The sequence below is a fragment of the Shewanella maritima genome (assembly GCF_043643735.1).
Taxonomy (GTDB): domain Bacteria; phylum Pseudomonadota; class Gammaproteobacteria; order Enterobacterales; family Shewanellaceae; genus Shewanella; species Shewanella maritima_A.
Genome location: NZ_JBHZSM010000004.1, coordinates 109,844 through 130,368, shown reverse-complemented (window position 1 = coordinate 130,368; position 20,525 = coordinate 109,844). Strand labels below are relative to the sequence as shown.

The 20,525-nt window shown below is 40.2% G+C and carries 16 protein-coding genes; 15 read left to right on the top strand and 1 reads right to left on the bottom strand.

The window, feature by feature from the left end; translation table 11 throughout:
• The first annotated feature begins 112 nt into the window (after window positions 1-112).
• The 15 genes from ACHUGF_RS06475 (at window position 113) to ACHUGF_RS06405 (ending at window position 18,459) form a co-directional block, all read left to right on the top strand.
• On the top strand, window positions 113-439 hold the full coding sequence (locus ACHUGF_RS06475) for a cytochrome c3 family protein (RefSeq protein WP_394129975.1): 327 nt from the start codon (window positions 113-115) through the stop codon (window positions 437-439).
• Between the two features lie 231 nt (window positions 440-670).
• The gene (locus ACHUGF_RS06470) at window positions 671-3,538 is read left to right on the top strand and encodes a nitrate reductase (protein ID WP_394129974.1); all 2,868 of its coding nucleotides are present in this window, start codon (window positions 671-673) and stop codon (window positions 3,536-3,538) included.
• Complete coding sequence (gene cobA / locus ACHUGF_RS06465) at window positions 3,538-4,416, top strand: uroporphyrinogen-III C-methyltransferase (RefSeq protein WP_394129973.1); 879 nt, start codon at window positions 3,538-3,540, stop codon at window positions 4,414-4,416. Before ACHUGF_RS06470 ends, cobA begins: the two co-directional genes overlap by 1 nt.
• Window positions 4,409-5,758, top strand: coding sequence for a glycosyl transferase (locus tag ACHUGF_RS06460; RefSeq protein ID WP_394129972.1), 1,350 nt, complete (start codon window positions 4,409-4,411; stop codon window positions 5,756-5,758). Before cobA ends, ACHUGF_RS06460 begins: the two co-directional genes overlap by 8 nt.
• A 74-nt stretch (window positions 5,759-5,832) precedes the next feature.
• Window positions 5,833-6,486, top strand: a complete 654-nt coding sequence (locus tag ACHUGF_RS06455) for an ANTAR domain-containing protein (protein WP_394129971.1) — start codon at window positions 5,833-5,835, stop codon at window positions 6,484-6,486.
• Between the two features lie 528 nt (window positions 6,487-7,014).
• Entirely contained in the window at window positions 7,015-9,636 is a 2,622-nt protein-coding gene (gene nirB, locus ACHUGF_RS06450; RefSeq protein WP_394129970.1) for a nitrite reductase large subunit NirB, read from the top strand.
• Window positions 9,633-9,959 (top strand): nitrite reductase small subunit NirD, encoded by a 327-nt coding sequence (gene nirD, locus ACHUGF_RS06445; RefSeq protein WP_394129969.1) that lies wholly within the window; start codon window positions 9,633-9,635, stop codon window positions 9,957-9,959. The genes nirB and nirD overlap by 4 nt, the downstream gene beginning before the upstream one ends.
• Before the next feature lie 9 nt (window positions 9,960-9,968).
• Window positions 9,969-11,435 (top strand): NarK family nitrate/nitrite MFS transporter, encoded by a 1,467-nt coding sequence (locus ACHUGF_RS06440; protein WP_394129968.1) that lies wholly within the window; start codon window positions 9,969-9,971, stop codon window positions 11,433-11,435.
• 102 nt (window positions 11,436-11,537) lie between these two features.
• Complete coding sequence (locus ACHUGF_RS06435; protein ID WP_394129967.1) at window positions 11,538-13,343, top strand: protein kinase domain-containing protein; 1,806 nt, start codon at window positions 11,538-11,540, stop codon at window positions 13,341-13,343.
• A 311-nt stretch (window positions 13,344-13,654) separates the two neighbouring features.
• A complete protein-coding gene (locus ACHUGF_RS06430; protein WP_394129966.1) occupies window positions 13,655-14,194 on the top strand; it encodes a curlin in 540 nt (179 codons plus the stop codon).
• 29 nt (window positions 14,195-14,223) lie between these two features.
• Window positions 14,224-15,891: a beta strand repeat-containing protein gene (locus ACHUGF_RS06425; protein WP_394129965.1), complete on the top strand. Its 1,668-nt coding sequence runs from the start codon at window positions 14,224-14,226 to the stop codon at window positions 15,889-15,891.
• Window positions 15,892-16,036: 145 nt separating this feature from the next.
• The gene (locus ACHUGF_RS06420; RefSeq protein WP_394129964.1) at window positions 16,037-16,669 is read left to right on the top strand and encodes a LuxR C-terminal-related transcriptional regulator; all 633 of its coding nucleotides are present in this window, start codon (window positions 16,037-16,039) and stop codon (window positions 16,667-16,669) included.
• Window positions 16,666-17,184 carry a curli production assembly/transport protein CsgE gene (locus tag ACHUGF_RS06415; protein WP_394129963.1) on the top strand — a complete coding sequence of 173 codons (519 nt, stop codon included), beginning with the start codon at window positions 16,666-16,668 and terminating at the stop codon, window positions 17,182-17,184. The genes ACHUGF_RS06420 and ACHUGF_RS06415 overlap by 4 nt, the downstream gene beginning before the upstream one ends.
• A 14-nt stretch (window positions 17,185-17,198) precedes the next feature.
• Complete coding sequence (locus ACHUGF_RS06410; RefSeq protein ID WP_394129962.1) at window positions 17,199-17,600, top strand: curli assembly protein CsgF; 402 nt, start codon at window positions 17,199-17,201, stop codon at window positions 17,598-17,600.
• Between the two features lies 1 nt (window position 17,601).
• Window positions 17,602-18,459 (top strand): CsgG/HfaB family protein, encoded by an 858-nt coding sequence (locus ACHUGF_RS06405; protein ID WP_394129961.1) that lies wholly within the window; start codon window positions 17,602-17,604, stop codon window positions 18,457-18,459.
• 119 nt (window positions 18,460-18,578) lie between these two features.
• Here ACHUGF_RS06405 and dacB read toward each other — a convergent pair whose 3' ends face one another.
• Window positions 18,579-20,309 (bottom strand): D-alanyl-D-alanine carboxypeptidase/D-alanyl-D-alanine endopeptidase, encoded by a 1,731-nt coding sequence (dacB, locus tag ACHUGF_RS06400; RefSeq protein ID WP_394129960.1) that lies wholly within the window; start codon window positions 20,307-20,309, stop codon window positions 18,579-18,581.
• Window positions 20,310-20,525: the final 216 nt, after the last annotated feature.

Genomic DNA, 20,525 nt, shown 5'->3' with positions numbered 1-20,525 from the left:
GATTTCTGTTAAATTATATTGCGAGCGCTGTAATCAATTGCGCTTAAACCTCTTATAATAACAACGAAAAGCATTTGGCAAATTCTGATTAGCCAGCGAGGTAGGTAATAGGATGAATCACAAAAGTATACTGTTTTCTCTACTCGTTATACTTTGCTTTGCATTACCAGCTGTTGCAAGCACACAAAATCTTGCTGATTATCATACAGAAATGGATGGTTGTGAAAGTTGTCATTTTGAGGGTGATCCTTCTGCAGATGGTGCCTATGAGTTTGCTCAATGCCAAGTGTGCCATGGCACATTAGCTGATCGAGATAGAAATCATCGTCCCCACGCTAACATGTTGTTATGTACCGATTGCCATGCCCCACATGATGCCAATATTGGCGATAGAATCGCGTGTAGTGAATGCCATGCTGATACCCGAAAAGCACGCTAAATATAGACTCAAACATTGATAATAATGTGATGAAATAACCCAGCAACATTCATTGGTGTTATGACTAGTTCCTTTTATTTTGATCCTTTTTGGTGCATTAAGCTGCACTTTGATTGTTCAATTATTCAATTCCAAAACCATTTTTATATTTAATTGCAATAAAATCAGTGGTTAACGCATTGGCACAGTATTGGCTACACCGTAAATAATAAGATTTATTTAAGGTGTAATATGGCGTCTGTGGAAACAAGCTGTGCTTATTGTGGGGTAGGATGTGGGATCACTATCGACACCAATTCAGCAAAACAAACTCAACTATCAACTAATATTGATGGACTGGGTGGGGCGCAACCGCAATTTTTTGGTCTTACCGGTACTCAGCAGCACCCTTCAAACTTTGGCCACTTATGTGCCAAAGGAGAAAGTCTATTACAGACCTTAGTCACACCTAATGTATTGCGTTTTCCCCGCTTAGCCAGTGGTAAACCAATAAGCTGGGAAGATGCCATATCAACTATCAGTCAGCGTTTCCAAGCATTCATCAATCAATATGGTTCAGATTCCGTTGCTATTTATTTGTCCGGTCAGCTTCTGACGGAAGATTATTATGTCGCAAACAAATTCGCCAAAGGCTTTCTCAAAACCGCCAATGTAGATACTAATTCAAGATTATGTATGTCATCTGCGGTGAGTGCACATTTGCGCGCATTTGGTGAAGATGTCGTCGCGGGATGTTATCAAGATCTTGAACTGGCAGACGTAGTTGTGCTTGTGGGCTCTAATGCGGCTTGGACACATCCTGTACTATTTCAACGCTTGTTAGCAGCGAGAAGCAAACGAGGCACTAAGATTGTTGTTATCGACCCTATGTTAACCGCTACTGCAAAACAGGCGGATCTACACCTTGCCATTAATCCAGGCGCAGATTTGGATTTATTTAACCATTTACTGTTACACATAGAGCAAACAGGTCAATCAGATACAAATTATATTCAAAGTAATACACAAGGTTTTACGCGAGTTATTGAGCAATTAAAGCTGCAATATCATAGCGATAATTTGGGTGAATCTAGCGGAATTTCGACTGAAAAGCTGACAGCTTTTTTTGAGTTGTTTTGCAGTAGTCAGCGAGTAGTCACAGCAAGCTGTCAGGGTGTGAATCAATCTATAACTGGTACATCTACCACTAATGCGATTATTAACTGTCATTTAGCAAGGGGGCAGGTTGGTCAAGTCGGTAGTGGCTTTTTATCACTTACGGGTCAACCTAATGCGATGGGTGGACGTGAAGTAGGTGGCTTGGCCACTCAGTTAGCATCACACATGGGTTTTAGTAAGTCAGAAACGCAATTGTTGGCAGACTTTTGGCAAACGGATTCAGTTGCCAATCATAAAGGGTTAACTGCTGTTGATATGTTTGATGCTGTTGCTAACGGAAAAATCAAAGCAATATGGATATTAGGCACCAACCCAGTCGCTTCATTACCTGACAGTCATAAAGTAAAGCAAGCACTAAATGATTGTCCATTTGTGGTTGTATCGGATATCACTGCTGATTCAGATACCGCTAAAACAGCGGACATATTATTACCTGCTTTAGGTTGGTCACAAAAAGATGGCACAGTTACAAACAGTGAACGCACCATCAGTCGGCAGCGTCAGTTTAATCATGTGTCAGGAGATGCTAAGCCAGATTGGTGGGCAATAGCTCAAGTAGCTCAACACATGGGCTTTAATGGTTTTGAATTTCAAAATAGTTATCAAGTGTTTAATGAACATGCGCAGCTTTCAGCACGTGTAAAATCCACTTTCCCTAATATTCAATTTGATTTAACTGGTTTAGAAAACATTACAGAGCAAGAGTATGACCAATTATTGCCGACCCAGTGGCCAATTAATGATGTCAGTCAAATAGGCCAACAATCAACACGCATATACACTAATGGCAAGTTCTCGACTGTTACTGACAAGGCACAGTTTATTAATACAGTGACGGTTGAACGTGAACTTGATAAGCCAAGCTTACCTTTGGGATTACAGAACCTAAGCACACAAGAAATCATTCTTAATTCAGGGCGAAGTCGAGACCAATGGCATACGATGACACGAACAGGTCACGTTGCGAAATTACGTGCGCACCAACCAGAGCCATATCTTTATCTTAGTGCTGAAACAATGGCTAACACAGGTTTATATGAAAATCAGTTAATAAGATGTCAGCAAACTGACAGTGTTATAAATCAGACCAGCATACAAACTACTCGTCAAACAGTTGAAAATGCGTCTTCAGATTTAACAACGGGCTTTGTTGCACGTGTAAAAATGGATAGCCATCTTAAATTGGGTCATGGCTGGAGTAATATGCATTGGTCAGAACAATTTAGTCCTAATGCTGGCGTGAATAAATCAATTAGTAGTATTACCGACCCACTTTCTATGCAACCTGCATTTAAAAATCAGAAAGTCAGTCTTTATGATGCCAACATCAACTTACAAGGCATGATATTTGGTGATTGTGAGCCTCAATTTATACCTGCTTATTGGGTGCAACATGCATTAACCGATGGCCTATGTCGCCATGTTGGCTTTGCTGAAAATCAATCTAGTCAACTTAATGGCAAAGGCCAGCAATTGAGCTGGACTTATGATCTAGAGTCGGGTCAAAGAATAGATATCAGCTGCTTGATTGATACGAAACGTCTCAGCAGTTTACAGATTTTATCCAAACAATCTGTAAAAGTCGCTCTAGAAGCTGTTAACCAATTAATAGGTCAAACATTTGATAGTCAGTTACTCAAAACATTACAACAACTGCTCAATGCTGGAGACAGCCCGTTAGTGTGCGCCTGTACTGGTGTTACTGAAAAACAAATTATTCAATCTTTACAACACAATCTAACCAGTGAACTAGTAAAACAAGCTCATGAACAACCTACTTTAGGGCAAGTACAAGACGCAATGCAGCAGCAATTAGGATGTGGCAGGCAGTGCGGCAGTTGTCAAAGTGAGGTGTCTCAGTGCAGTCAGGATAATTGGCAGCAGTTATTAAGTGAAGCAAGGCACCAGCAGAATAAACCCGGATCAGAGGATGTAGCGTAATGGCAAATTTAACAGCAATAGATAGTTCCATTTCAAACCTAATACATACTCAAGGATCATCAGACAGTGATATTGCAGCAGGTGAAGTTGCTATTGTGGGTGCAGGTTGTGGTGACATCGACCTAATGACAATAAAAGCTGCCAAAGTTGTCGCACAAGCAGAGGCTTTGGTTTTCGACAGTTTGGTCAATAGTGATATTTTGTCATTAGCAAATTCTGATTGTGAACGCCACTTTGTAGGTAAACGCTGCGGTCAACCAAGTTATAAGCAAGATGATATTAATGCCTTACTTTATAAGCTTGCATTAGAAGGCAAGAAAGTTGTGCGTTTAAAAGGTGGTGACCCACACATATTTGGACGTGGAGCAGAAGAAGCCTTATATCTTGCAAAGAAGAATATAAAAAGCCAATTTGTTGCTGGTATTACCGCTGCGATAGGTTGTGCATCAAGCACAGGGATCCCACTCACATACCGTGGAATGGCGAGAAGTGTCAGTTTAATTACAGGCACTCGAATGACAGACCCTGATTTTGATAAAGCAGCAAAACAGTGGCAGGCATTGATACATGCAGAATCAACATTGGTTTTTTATATGGGTAAAGAACAAGCACAAAGTATTTCTACAGGATTATTAATGGCGGGTTGTGATAGAGATTTACCTGTTGCGTTTGTTACAAACGGCGGAAGAGCGAGTCAAATAGTCACACAATCTACTGTCGAGCAAATGGCAAAAGTGGCGAAGAAAATAATCAGTAGCGGCCCAACCCTAATCATTATTGGCGAAGTAGTTAGTGTCGGAATGCAGTTAAATAACCTGTTAGAAGGTATTCCTCCCTTTTCTGATGAATACCAACTCAATGAGCAAGCTTATGCTTAACGTTAAGCAAATGAACAATAGCTGCATGCAACATATTGATTATTCACAACAGCAAACACTTGCAGACTTTGATTATCGTCTACTTATTAAAGCATTAGGCAAAGGTATAAAAGGTGCGCGCAGCTTATCCATAGAAGAAGCAAAATTGCTTATCATGGGGTTTGCTGCAGGGCACGTCACAAGGGCACAAATGGCATCAGCCATGATGTTAATGCGAGTAAGAGGTGAAACCGAGAGTGAAATTGCAGGTGTAGCATTAGGGCTTAAACAATTATTACAGCCTCAATGGCAACAGCTTGATGTTGATATTGATTGGCCAGTTTATGCTGGAAAACGTGAACAACTTCCTTGGTTATTGTTATCTGCCAAACTGCTAGCAAAACAAGGTAAGCGAATTGTACTGCATGGAGATGCACAATCTTTATCCCATCGAAGACATGTAGGGCATTGTGTACAAGCGTTAGGTATAGAAACTTGTCAAATGCCAGCGCAAGTTAATAAGGCATTAGCAAAGCATAATATTGTCTATGTTGATGCAACTGCGATGTTACCCGTGATTAATGAATGTCGAAGTTTACATCAAGAACTTGGACTCAGGAGTTTAATCCAATTTTCTGTGCGTTGTATAAATCCTTGTAATGCTACATTAAGCCTTCGCAGTTACTTTCATCCTGGCTTGGATAAAACACATGCTAATGTAGCCAAACTCATGGGCAATTATCTATTAAATAATCCGGCACAACAGGGTAAAAATGACGAACCAGATAACTATTCTCTAATTGCTATTTTTAAAGGATTACAAGGAGAAACTGAATTTAACCCTCGCGTATCTACAGATTTACGTCTCGTTGCATTAAGTAATGAAAAAGAGGTCGCTAGCTTTAATGAATACGCCTTCAGTATTCCGACAGTGTTAGAGGCTGTTTCTGCTGTAAAAATTGGTCAAGCTGAATTATCTGAAGCAAATCTGAGTACGCTATGGGAAACAGGGCGATTGGGCTTGCCAAGCACCGAAAGAACAAGCTTGATGATGCAAATAGCACAAGCGAGTACTTGTTTAACATTTGCAATGGCGGATAAGTTACTGAGTTTTAATGTTACGACACCAACTTCTTCGTCTACCAAAGGTGATAAAAAAGCAGCTCAATTGGCTAATTATACTGAAGTTGAATTTAGTGAGGCTCAGATTATCGCATTGTACGAACAAGCAAAAACCATATTGCATTCAAGGTGGTCTGATACAACGATGGATACAACAAAAACTTGCTTGGCAGTCGATGAATACTCGTTAGAAGTGCCATGTAAGACAGGATCAACACATCAAACAGTTTGTAGCCAGTAACTGACTAATGTAAGTAACTAATGAAAGCGACTAATGCAAGTGACTATTGTAACTAACAGGGTGAGAGCAAATATATGAGAGTATTCTGTAGCCAATCGTCACAATCTCGCATTCTAAACATTGAATGCGAAGCTGGTGGTAATGTGGAGCACTTTTTTAAAGAGTTCATTTCAAAATACTCTTTAAAATTCGATGATTCAGATAAAAATAATCACTCTGACAAATCAAATTATCCATTCATATTATGTGAACAGCTAAGCCAGTTTGAACAGCTACATGCTAAAGAGCCACAGTCATTTATGGTGGTTGTTGAAGAGGCATCTCAGGTAATGATCAACACATTAAAGCGTATGCTAATGCAGTGTAGCGTGCCGGTGCTGATCTTTTGCGATCGCAATGCTATCGCGTTTAACGCTTTGAAGAATGAAGCGCCTTATATTCAAGTGTTACCTAGCTTTTCATACCTCACAGATTTGAGTTACTGGCTTGAGTGTAGCAGTCGCGTACATGAAGAGTTTCAATTGAATATTATGAAGGTCGACCATGCAGTTAATGCTTTAACTGATAACCAATGTATATATCGAGCAAAGTTGTTATTGATTGAGCAAGGATTAACTGAAGCTAAAGTACATAAAATGTTACAGCAACACGCCATGAAACAAGGTGTGAGCATGGCTTTAATCGCTAAATCATTAATAGAGCAACACAGTGCACTAAGCGCTAACTAATCATTGCTTGCTTGAATAAACTCAAACAGCAGCATTATAGTTCTATTTGCGCTCACCAAAGCTATCCGTAATCGCTTTCAACTCATTGCCAACAGATCATATCCCTATTTTTTTGTAAAAATACATATCGTTAAGACATACCTTAATCTACAACATTTCCTTTAAGCGATTTAATTAAGCAGAACATTTGTGGTTAAGATAAAAGTAGGTGTCCACTATTTAGATAATAAGTATTTAACACCTCTCCGTTATACCTCTTTGTGGGTAGTTTTTATTTGCTTTTTATGATTCAAATCAGGGTGTTACTGACACTTGGTGCTCGCATTGATTTGGTGCGTCTGCTCTGAAAAAGAGCAGTTCAAACACTTTCAATTTGTTGACCTAATAATATTCGTTATAAATAACAATACTTTAACAATTAGCCTTGTTTGGCATAGTCACTGCAACTGTCTTGGCATGAAGGTTTGATAAGCGCTGAAATGCAATCTTATTAAGGCCGCGATATATAATGATATAAGGAGCCTAGCAATGGCGATAAATAAGCCCAAGTTGGTTGTGATAGGAAATGGCATGGTGGGGCATCATTTTATTGAGCAAGTTTGCGAAATGGGCTTGCATCAACATTTTGATGTGCATGTATTAGGTGAAGAACCGCGCCCTGCTTATGACCGAGTGCAACTGTCAAAGTATTTCGAAACGAATAGTGCTGAGCCATTAATGCTAACAAGTGCTGAGGATTACCTTGCAAATGGCATTACGCTTCACTTAAATGCGCGGGTAACCAAGATTGATACTGATAATAAAGCCATCACAACCCAAACCGGTACCACATTAGATTATCAACAATTGGTACTTGCCACTGGTTCTTTTCCATTCGTGCCACCTATTAAGGGCAATGACAGACAGCAATGTTTGGTCTATCGCACCATTGAAGATCTTGAAGCGATTACAGCAGCGGCAAAACACTCAAAAGTGGGTGTTGTTGTAGGTGGCGGACTACTGGGTCTTGAAGCCGCAAACGCGCTGAAGCAATTAGGTGTAAAAACCCATGTAGTTGAATTTGCACCGCAATTAATGCCAGTACAGCTTAATGATAAGGCTGGCGATCTGTTATGCAGCAAAATTGAAGACTTAGGTGTGAGTGTGCATACGTCAAAGGCTACTACGGCTATTGTAGATGGTGAGTCTGCAATGCATCGTATGACCTTTAATGATGAAACCTTTTTAGAAACAGACATGATTGTGTTTTCTGCAGGTATTCGACCTCAAGACACACTAGCACGAGAGTCAAATATTGCCATAGGTGAACGTGGTGGCATAACCATCAATGATTATTGCTTAACCTCGGCAGAAGATATCTATGCCATTGGTGAATGTGCATTATGGCAAGGGCGTATTTTTGGTTTGGTGGCACCGGGTTATCAAATGGCACGGGTTGCAGCTTCACATATTGCTAAATCAGTTAATAATTCAATTCCTATAGCTTTCACTGGTGCAGATATGAGCACCAAGTTGAAATTATTAGGTGTTGATGTCGCTGCTATTGGTGAAAGCCGAGGATTCGATAATGCTCAATTTGTTGAGTTATCAGATAATCAACAAGGAATTTATAAAAAACTTTGGCTAGATGAGTCAGGCCAATTCCTGAAAGGTGCGGTACTTATTGGCGACAATGCTGATTACAATCGCCTATTGGATCTGTACTTATCGCAAGATGCCATCGTGGGTTCTGCTGTAGATTTAATGTTAGCTGATGCAGAAGATGAAGCAGATCTGAAATCAACCTCCATTGTCTGTTCATGTCACCAAGTGACAAAAGGCGATATTGTTGAAGCAGTACAAGCAGGAAGCCATAATCTAGCAGAGATTAAAGCCTGTACACGTGCAGCATCTGGGTGTGGAGGTTGTGCACCGTTAGTGCAAAAAATTATAGATCAGACTTTAGCAGCCGAAGGATTAGATTTTAATACAGGGATCTGTGAGCACTTCGAGCACGATCGCCAATCGCTTTACCATATTTGCCAAGTAGAGGGCATCAGCGACTTCAAAACTTTGATTGAAACCCATGGTAAATCAACTCAAGATCATCACTATGGTTGTGATATTTGTAAACCGGCAGCCGCCTCAATATTTGCTAGTTTACAAAATGAGTATGTATTAAACCAAGACTTGGCACACGTTGCCTTGCAAGATACTAATGATGCGTATTTAGGCAACCTACAAAAAGACGGTACATATTCAGTTGTACCTCGTATTGCTGGTGGTGAAATCACACCTGATAAACTCATTGAAATCGGTAAAGTTGCTAAAGAATATGATCTTTACACCAAAATCACTGGTGGCCAACGGATTGATTTGTTTGGTGCAAAATTGTCAGATTTACCCGTTATATGGCAAAAACTAATCGCAGCAGGCTTTGAGACTGGACATGCTTACGGCAAGTCATTACGTACGGTTAAATCATGTGTGGGTAGTACTTGGTGCCGATACGGCGTTCAAGACTCTGTTTCCATGGCGATAGATCTTGAAAATCGTTACAAGGGCCTACGTAGTCCGCATAAACTCAAATTTGGCGTATCAGGTTGCACCCGAGAATGTGCAGAAGCACAAAGTAAAGATATTGGGGTAATTGCAACAGACAAAGGTTGGAACTTATATGTGGCTGGAAACGGCGGAATGCGCCCTCGCCACGCTGAGTTGTTTGCTACCGATCTTACTACTGAAGAGCTGTACGCATATATCGATCGCATTTTAATGTTCTATGTTAAAACCGCGGATAAATTACAACGTACTTCAACTTGGTTTGAATCACTTGAAGGTGGTTTAGCCTATTTGCAAAGCGTGGTGATTGAAGATGCGCTCAACATCAATCAACAGTTGGAATCACAAATGCAGTTGATTGTAGAGCGTTACCAATGTGAATGGAAAACCAGTCTAGAGCAACCGCAATTCCTTGCTCGATTTAATGAGTTCGTCAATCCAGAACAACAACCAGAAACTCAAACCGATAACTATCAACGTCTTAGGGAGCAGCGCTTTCCAATAGCTGATCTGGGCAAAAATGTTGGGGCAGGAAATATTGCCATTACGCAAATAGATGATGAATCACAAACAGAGTGTAAACATGTGGAAGAGGAGGAAATGGCATGAGTTGGGTGACCGTATGTGATGAAGCAAATCTACCAAAAGGTACAGGGATTGCTGCTTGGGTAAATGGTCAGGCTGTAGCCATTTTTGACTTAGGTGAAGATGGCATTTATGCGTTAGATAATATTGACCCAGCAACGGGCGTTAGTCTGCTAGCGAGAGGGTTGATATGTGATATGCAGGGAGAGTTGTGTGTTGCCTCACCGTTATACAAACATCACTACCAACTATCAAATGGTGTTTGTGTTGAGGATGCGCAATTGGTTGCACAACCTTATTCAATCAAAAAGCAGCAAGGCAAAGTGCTAGTAAAAGCTAGCAGTTAGGGGGTTGTCATGAGTTCTGAAAAATTTAATGTTTTATCCTTCAGGGGTAAAATGAAAGTTCTACATTTAAGCTGGATGGCCTTCTTTATTACCTTTGTCGTTTGGTTTAATGCTGCACCATTAATGAGTGTGATCGCCGACAGTATTGGACTGACGACAGCACAGATCAAAACCTTATTGATCCTCAATGTTGCACTGACCATTCCTGCCAGAGTTATTATCGGTATGGTGACAGATAAATATGGTCCAAGGCTGACATATTCAGCATTATTGGCAATATGTTCAATTCCATGTTTTATGTTTGCCGTGGCAGACAGTTTTGAACAACTAGCAATAGCCCGATTTTTATTAGGCTTTATCGGTGCTGGATTTGTTATCGGTATTCGTATTGTCAGTGAGTGGTTTCCTGCTAAAGAACTAGGTACTGCAGAGGGCATATATGGCGGCTGGGGTAACTTTGGCTCTGCAGCGGCTGCATTTACGTTACCAACGGTGGCATTACTATTTGGAGGTGAAGAAGGGTGGCGCTATGCCATCGGTATCACTGGGTTAATGAGCTTATCGTTTGCTTTTATTTATTACTTTAATGTCACTGACACACCAAAAGGCTCAACCTACTTTAAACCAAAGAAAGCGGGTGGATTAGAGGTTACCAGTAAAGGTGATTTGTTACTGTTGATTATCATGAAAGTGCCTATGTATGCGACATTAGGTTTGCTGGCATGGAAGTTATCACCATCCGGCGTCGATATGCTAACCCATGATATGGCATTAGCCATATATGCCAGTTTAATTGCAATATTTTGCTTTGATTTATATCAAACCTACGAAGTCAATAAGCACATATTTGTAAAAGAAGTACCCGAGTTTGAACGTTATGAGTTTAAACAAGTTGCAGTACTTAATGTGCTGTATTTTACGACCTTTGGCTCAGAATTGGCAGTGGTGTCTATGTTGCCATTATTTTTTGCAGAGACCTTCTCACTTGGGATGGCACAAGCAGGTATGGTTGCTTCAAGTTATGCATTCATGAATTTAATGTCTCGCCCTGGTGGAGGTTGGTTAAGTGATAAATATGGCCGTAAGGTGACACTACTAATTTTAACGGCTGGATTAGCGCTAGGCTATTTCAGTGTGGCTCAGATAGACGGCAGTTGGTCACTTCCGCTTGCTATCATAGTTGTTATGGCTTGTTCTTTCTTTGTACAAGGTGGAGAAGGTGCTGTATTTGCAGCGGTTCCATTGATTAAACGACGTCTAACAGGGCAAATCGCTGGCATGACAGGGGCATATGGTAATGTTGGTGCAGTTTTCTTTTTAACCGTATTTTCAATGGTATCTACACAGACGTTCTTCTATGTGATTGCTGTAAGTGCTGTTTTTGGGTTTATAACATTGTTGTTTATGAATGAACCCAAAGGCCACATGGCAGAAGTGAATGAAGATGGGGAAGTCACGCTGATCAGTGTGAGTTAACTGAACGCCGAAATGCTTAATTTGTATTATTCCAGCATAGGTTGAAGTGTTAGAGGTACTCACTTTTTGTTGATACCACTTTTATTTTTCTATAGGTATTTTGTGATACATAAAACGATCGATACACCTCAAATTGATGTAAAAAACATTATCGATGACAGCCATCAAGTTGCTCACTTAATGGCCGGGGAGGTTTTATCAATCAATGTTGGTCAAGCGTCAGATAAAGGTGTGAAAACCAATAATGAAGATGCTGTTGGGATAAAAATCCCCACTGGCACTGCGCTCAATACTAAAGGGATTGTCAGTGTGATTTCTGATGGCGTGAGTACTGCTGAGCAGGGTGCTCGTGCATCAGAAATTAGCGTAAGCAACTTTATCGCTGACTACTATTCCACACCTGAAACTTGGAGTGTACAAACTGCAAGCACTAAGGTGATGACCGCTCTTAACCGTTGGTTGTACGGTTTAGGTCAAGATTATCGTGATGCGCATAAAGGGTATATCTGTACGTTCAGTGCCGTGATCATCAAGTCATGTACTGCCCATATATTGCACGTTGGAGACACGAGAATTTGCTTATATCGTAATGGTGCACTCAGCCAACTTACACGGGATCATGCTACTCAAATAGAAAGGCATAAAACCTATCTGTCTCGTGCACTTGGCTTGGACGTTAAATTAGATGTTGATTACCGTCAATGTGCATTAGAGCAGGGCGATTTACTATTACTAACCACTGATGGCGTGCATGATGTGATTGATGCTGCACAACTTATTTTAGATTTATCCAGTGTTGTACAAAATCAGACTATTGACGATGCCCTATGTGATGAATTTTGTCATCAACTCATCAGCAAAGCGATTGAAAGTGGCAGTGGTGACAATGTTAGCGCACAATTGATCCATATTGGCCAATTGCCTAACCCCCAAATTGAAGATGTTTATCGACAACTATCTTCATTACCATTTCCACCTCCCATGGATATAGGTATGAAGCTTGATGGCTTAACCGTAACAAGAATAATCCATCAATCACAGCGCAGTCATGTGTACCAAGTCACTGATGAAACGGGCCAGCAATATTGTATGAAAACGCCATCGGTGAATTACATTGATGACGCCGCTTATATCGAGCGTTTTATGCTAGAGAGTTGGATTGCTAAGCGCATTGATAATCAACATGTCATTAAGCTCATTCAACGCCAACGTCAACCGAGTGCCCTTTATTATTTAACGGCGTTTGTTGATGGTATCAGTTTAAGTCAATGGATTGATGATAATGATGCTTCAATAGAACAAAAAATTGAAGTGATTAAGCAGCTTGAGAAAGGGCTAAGGGCGTTGCATCGTAAAGAGACTATGCATCACGACCTCAAACCAGACAATGTGTTGATGCATAATCTGCATGTCACCATAATCGATTTTGGCTCCTGCTATATTAAAGCCATTGCAGAAATAGATTCACCATTGGTCCGAGACAACATTTTAGGTACGCTAGACTACAGCGCCCCAGAATTGATTTTAGGGTTTAACCCTGATATGCGTGCAGATCAATTCTCTCTTGCGGTGATAGCGTACGAATTACTCACAGGGCAATTACCGTTCTCAGGTCGTTTAGGTCAATGTAAAACTAGGCATGACTATTTAGCATTGCAATATCAAGCAGCATACAAACAAAACCCTATGGTACCAGAGTGGATGGATGTTCCATTGAGTAAGGCGATGGCGTTTGATCCTAATGCCCGCTTTGTAGATACACATGAATTTATCCATGCATTGACGACCCCACCTAAAACACAAGTTATTAAACCTTCTTCTCCTTTAATACAACGCAATCCAGTTCGTTTTTGGCAAACTATATCCGCCTTGTTATTGTTGACATTGCTTTGTTCATTGATCATCTAGTACGGCAGTTATAATGTTAATTTTTTATTTAAACCCTTCAATAAACTTTGCTGTCAGTCAAACTTTAGTTTTATTCACTAGTTTAAATATTTTCTTACTAATCAATAGTTAAACATATAGATTTAGTAGGTTAGTCTTGAGTTGTAGTCAATATCATCTTTTGTTCTATCCGTGTTTAATACTCCACATTGATTCCCGCCAAAAAATATATCGCCATAATAATGACACTCTCAACAACATTGTAGGGCTTGGATTTAGCTGTTGTTCGGTTCAATAGTTTAATGACAAATCTTACGCAAGGGGCAGGACGCATGACCTTGAATCTACGTGAATACACACGTCGCGTTAAAGCAAAAGCAGGGATTATCGCTTTTGTGTTGTGTATGCATTCCTTTCCAAGTTGGAGTCAACAAGATCTGAGTGACTTTGATGAATTAGCTGGTGGTGAAAACCAGGCAAGAGCGCTGCAAGTTGGCGATCTATTGACAGCTTCAATTACTCAAATTGGTTTCGATAACACCGTTGTTACATCACAAACTGGCTTCTCTCAACAGTTAATGGTGAAACAGCAAGGTTTTGAAAACAAGGTCATATCAGCTCAATTTGGCAGCGATATAGAAGCAAACATTCTTCAGATTGGTTCTGGTAATCAGGTTTATGCCAATCAAGTGGGAATTAATTTACTTTTAGATGTCACGCAAATTGGAACAGAGAATGTTGCGGTCGTTAATCAGGCCGGATATGAAAATGCAATTCAGATCCAGCAGTACGGTTCTGGGCATGCTGTAGGTGTAACACAATGGGGCCATTCGCAAGATGTTGTGGTGACCCAAGGCTATTTATCTAACTAGTTTATTAACTAAAGTAAGGGAAATACGAGATGAAATATTCAAAAATCGCGTTACTAGTGTCAAGCGTTATGTTTGCTACTGGTGCATACGCAAGTAACACTAACACTGCAAATGTAGATCAAGATGGTACTAATAATATTGCCTCTGTGACACAGCAGGTAAACAGTGATAACAATACTGCAAATGTGGATCAAGATGGCGCTGATAACCAAGCTACAATAACACAAGCTAATACGAGTCAAACAACAGGTAGTATTACGCAGGATGGTATTGGCAACCAAGGCACAATTAGCCAACATGATGCAACTCAAACTGCTTCTGGGTCAATTACCTCAGTAGGTGATGGAAACATTGCAAATATTGAACAACGATTCTTTAACGGTGCTGGTGCATCAGCTGTAATTACACAAGATGGTGACACTAATAATGCTGATATCATGCAAGATAATGGTGACGGTGCAGTAAGTATTATCGATCAAAATGGTACAGGTGATACGGCAAAAATTAACAATTATTTGTCAGATTATGCTGACGCCACAATTACACAGAATATTGGTGGTGGCAATGATGCATTTATTGACCAGCAAATATCTGATGGAGCGTCAGCGACAATTACCCAAACAGGTGATTCGAACGATGGTGACATTTTACAAAACACTAGTAACTTTGCGTACAGTGCCAATGGCAGTGATACGGTTGCCACATTAATTCAAGATGGTTCTGGTAACCGTGGTGACATTCAGCAAATTGGTGAATCAAGCGATGCGCATGTAATGCAAACAGGTATTTTCAACCAAGCAGACGTATTACAGAATGGCTTTGATAATACTGCTGATGTGGATCAAGATGGCAGTAGTAACATTGTTAGTGTGACTCAAAATGGCACATTAGGTATGGCAGCTGTGACTCAAACGCTAAGCTCAGGCTCATCTGCAACTGTTTTACAAGAAGGTGACTCAAACGAAACTGATGTTGATCAAACTGGTACTGGTCAAACAGCAAGTGTCACTCAGTACGACTTCGATAACATGGCTACGGTTAATCAATCAAACATTGGTAATACTGCAACAGTTATGCAAAGCGGTTCAACTGCATTAGCTATGGGTAACGCAGCGACAATTAACCAAGCTGGTGACAGTGATACAGCTTCTGTTACTCAATCAGGTGACTTAAACGTTGCACTTGTAGAGCAAAATTCAGGTAGTTTTGGTAATGAAATTACTGTTAATCAATTAGGTAATGAAAACTATGCTGGCGCAGCTTCGCAACTTGGCGATATGAGCTCAATTGTTATTAATCAAGATGGTGACCGTAACACAGTTGGTGGTGGTGCCGCATTCGCAAGTGGTCAAGGCTGGTATGGTGCAGGCATTGGTGCCGGTACTTATGGTTCTGAAAACCTATTAACTGTTGACCAAACGGGTAATGATAACAGTGCTTATGCAGATTCAGCTGACGTATCTTCGGTTGTTGATATTGACCAAACGGGTGATATGAACGTTGCTGCAGCCGAGTCTTGGTTGGGTACTGATAATGAAATCATGGTATCACAAAATGGTACAGGCCACTTTGCAGATGTATATGTTGAAGGTGGATCATTGAATATGGTTTCTGTTACACAAACTGATATGAACAATACAGCTAATGTAACGTCACTAGGTTCAAACAACTCAGTGACAATCATTCAAGGTATGTAGTAGTACTTTAGTCTATAAAAGGGTGCGTAAGCACCCTTTTGACTAATTGTAGTCGGTCAATTCAGTTGTTAATCTTTCATTAGCTACTCGTACTAACTATGTACTCAAAGTACTTTTTTCTATCGGATCACATGGAGTGTTAGAGATGTTTAAAGTCGTAAATTGGATGATAGTGTCCCGTTCACAAATGCTAATTGACTTATTGGACTGTCGTTGGCCACAAGAGTTTCTTGTTAATTTATCAAAAGCAACCCCAGGCGAAATGGGGCAGAAGTTATCTCAAACCCCAGTCGCTATGGTAATTTTTGATTTATCGACAATTGATTTACAGCAAGCCTATCAATTACAACGCTTGTTAGAACGTGAGTATGGCAATATCCATACCGTGTTTATTAACTTTCCAAAACAAGTGGATGCAAAATTTTTAATTCACCCAAGCACAACCTTAGGTGCTTTTTATGCAGACACAAGCCTGTTAGAGATCAGTGCAGGTTTTAATGAACTGCTCAAAGGTCGAAGTGTATTTCCGCAAGAGTTACAGCAATCTATTACCAGTAATGATATTGAAGATGACAGTGAGCAATTGACAATAAGAGAACGTGAAGTCTTACAAGCACTGTTATCTGGCAGCACAAATTTAGATATCGCTAATCAACTGTTTGTTAGTGAATCGACAATTAAAACCCATTTATATCGCGCTTTTAGAAAGATTGGTGTTTCAAGTCGTGGTCAGGCCATTGCATGGGCCCAAACGCATATGCACGAGGTGAGGGTATGAAACCCTCAGTGAAAATACTCATTCTATTAAGCCTAATAAGTGCTAATACATGGGCTGGACCAATTAACCTGGAACAGCCAAAAGAACCTGAAGAAACAGGCCAGGCAGATGACAAACATTTGCCGCAAAATAAAGCGCCTTCGTTCAGCATTGATGATAAACCTCCAAGAAAAGAAACTGACCTTATTGATGGTCTGATACTCAATCGTGCAATGACACGTTTTGGTCATCTGTTCTACCGAGAGTTTGTAAGTGCTTATCGAGATATTAATGGTTACAGCAAGCACAATGGCTTATCTGTACATGAACAAGCAACAGCAAGAAGTGGCAGTAAAATTACGGTACTCCACAACCGTAAACCGGTGTTCGTCACCTTTGTTTCACCCGCTTCACGTAATGTTGATAAGCAAGCACTAGCAGCTGCGCAAAGAATTAATACTGTCTTACAGCAGCAACAGCAACAAACGTTATTTGGTGCGTTTTCAGATCCCGATCTAGCGCCCGACGAAATATAAGCAGGGAAAGCATTATGAACAAATTAATCTTCGCGATGAGCATCATGACACTCTCAAGCTCTGTCGCAGCAACTCAATTAGTGTATGAGCCTGTCAATCCAGCATTTGGTGGGCACTATCTCAATGGTTCATATCTACTCGCCAATGCACAAGCGCAGAACGATCATAGCGGTGGTTCAGGATATACACCGCCTACAGCACTAGAAAGGTTGGCGAGCTCATTACAGTCACGTTTAATGAGTCAGTTATTTAACGATGCTGCAAATGGCGGCGAAGGTTATTTAAAAACTGACGACTTCGAAATCAATGTGGTTAATGAAGATGGTTCACTCATTGTCCATATCACTGACTTATTAACTGGTGAAACCACTATCATCGAAGTCGGTGGTATTGTTGGTGAAGCAACAGGGGGATAACATGAAAAAGTTAATTACCATGTCTCTGTTGATTGCATTAATGGGTTGCTCTTCAGTTGACAGCGAGTTTGAAGGAATTGAAGCTTCAAGTAGTTTAATGCCGAAAGGGGAAACCTATTATGACTTGACCAGTTTACCCATGCCACAAGGGGTAATGGTTGCTGCGGTTTATGATTTTCGCGATCAAACAGGGCAATATAAGGCGATACCTTCAAGTAACTTCTCTACAGCAGTTCCACAAAGTGGCACAGCATTTTTAGCACAGGCATTAAATGACTCATCATGGTTTTTACCTGTTGAGCGTGAAGGCCTTCAAAATTTGCTAACAGAACGAAAAATTGTACGTGCTGGTTTAAAAGGCAAAGCAAATGGATTGCCGCAATTAAATAGTGCTCAAATATTAATGGAAGGTGGCATAGTCGCTTATGATACTAATGTTAGAACTGGCGGTGCTGGGGCAAGATATCTTGGCATAGGTGCTTCTGGGCAATATCGTGTTGATACAGTGACAATCAATCTTAGAGCTGTAGATATACGCAGCGGACGTTTGCTTAGTAGCGTGACAACTACAAAATCGGTGTTATCAAAAGAAATAACGGCGGGCGTATTTAAGTTCCTTGATGCGCAAGATTTATTAGAAGCTGAAGCAGGCTTTACGGCAAATGAACCTGTTAGTTTATGTGTCGCAGCAGCGATAGAAAGCGCTGTCGTACATTTGATTGCCGATGGTATCTGGAAAGGGGCTTGGAGTTTATTGGATGAAAAGTCCGGTTTACAAAATTCAACACTACAAAAGTACTGGTTAGAAGCACATTCAGAGGCAAAAGTGAGCCAGAGAATACGCCAAACAAATACCTGATAAGTTGTTAATTCTCTAAATAAGCCGAGATGTTGCTCGGCTTTTTTGTATCAGGCATTAAAGAGATAAATAGTTAAACTGGGTAAAAATCATCACTATTTTATACCTTTACCAAAACTTTAATCTGTCAATTTTGGTGAAGTGACTAGAAGCTCAAGCATGATCGTAGGTAAATCCATAGCCTCAGTTGTATTGTTTTGAAAATGAGGGGATAGGCCATTTTCAAAAATGACAAATAATAATTCGCCATTATGCTGTGTAGTGACTTTTCCAGCCAAATTACTGACCCCAAGCATACTTCCCGTTTTAGCTTGAACCATTCCTTTCAAAGGAGGCCGTTGCATTGTCGCTTTATATCGCAATGTACCTGATACACCAGAAACCGGCATTTGAGAGATAATGTTGCTTAAATCTGTCTGTTGTTGGATATATTTCAAAACAGCCAATACATAGTTTGGGCTGAGAAGGTTATAACGTGAAAGGCCTGAACCGTCTTCAACATGCATCAGCTCGTCCTGCAAGTCTAATTGAGATAAAGACGTCTTTAAAAAGTCTGATGCATGGTTAAAGCGACTTTCGGAATCGGAACTTACCATGCTAGTGTTTGTTGCTGTCTTTAAAAGACTATCAGCTATCAAATTATCTGAATCTAACAATAGCTCATCAAGTAATTTTTTAATCTCAACGGAATCATGCCTATGTAAAGTGTGTATGAGTGACTTTGAGTTGCGCATGCTGGTGTGTGGTATTGTTATATTTTGATAGCTGACACCCATCAAGCTCAGGATGCTATCAATATAATTCAAGGCAAGTTTGTCAGGTTGTTGGATAGCAAACGATAGAGGTAAAGACAATCGATTTGGGTAGCACCCCGATAATTTATAATGGTTATTATCATTAGTGTGTAGCGATAACCGACAGTGTTTAGCATGACGTTTACTCGATTTTTCGAAGTGCACATCAGTATCTAGTTTGAGAAGATTGCTAAAACTCTGGCTTAACTGCTCCTCATTATATTGCGAAGTCTGTTTTAGCCAAGACTCTAATGGACCAGATGATTGGTTATATATTGCAGGCTGTCCATATTGCTTTGCACTGACCCTGCCTTTGATACAGTTTTTATCTATCGCGAAACCAGTAGATGGTGCGCCATAACAAATACCAAGGTCATCCCATACCCAACCAGGTGGATAAGCATCACTAGGTATAGTGGTTTCTACGTATATATTTCCAAGTATTTTTTGGATGCCAGCTTGTTGTATCGGTAAAAGCAGTTGATATAAATCTTTACTTGTGAGACTTGGATCGCCGCTAAATTGAACGAGTAAATCACCATCATAGATGCCATTTTTAACTGTTAAGTGATTGTCATCGACTAAAGGTTTACTACCCAGTAACGAAGTGGTGTAACGAAAATCTTTCCCAAGTGTTTCTTGTGTCACTAATGCGGTAAGGATTTTTTGTACACTTGCGGGTTGAAAAAACTGATGACTTTGATGTTGGTATATGATGGTTTGAAGGTCGAGAGACCAGATTGCAACACCAACGTTAGAACGGTTGTGTTGCTTTACGCGGCTGACTATATGTTCGAGCTTCGAGGTGAGTTCATTTTGTGAAAACTTAGGGGGTAAAGTTTGTTTATCGGTGTGTTGGTGTGCTTGTTTTACACCCGCTTGTAAAACAATAGCCTTTGTAGCGGCGTATGTTTGGTTTATACCGATACTGAATAGAGAAAAGAGGCCAAGCGTTTGAAATATGATTGCATAGACATAATCACGATTAAGCAACAAAAGTGTGTTTTTCATTATTCCCCTGTACAAAGAAGCACCTGCATAATGCGAACAAAACAAAAATATAGCATGGTTAAGTACAACTTATATTGCTATGTCAAAATAGTGTTTTAATTAATACTAAAACCGTTAAATTCTGGATAAAAAGTCACCATTCCACGTGTTTTTAAGCTTATCCTTTCGAAAAAACTTGTTGTCGCCTTGCTATGTGAGTAGTTTGTAACACAAAATTAGATAATTACATGGTTTGACATTGCAGCACACTGACATTCAACG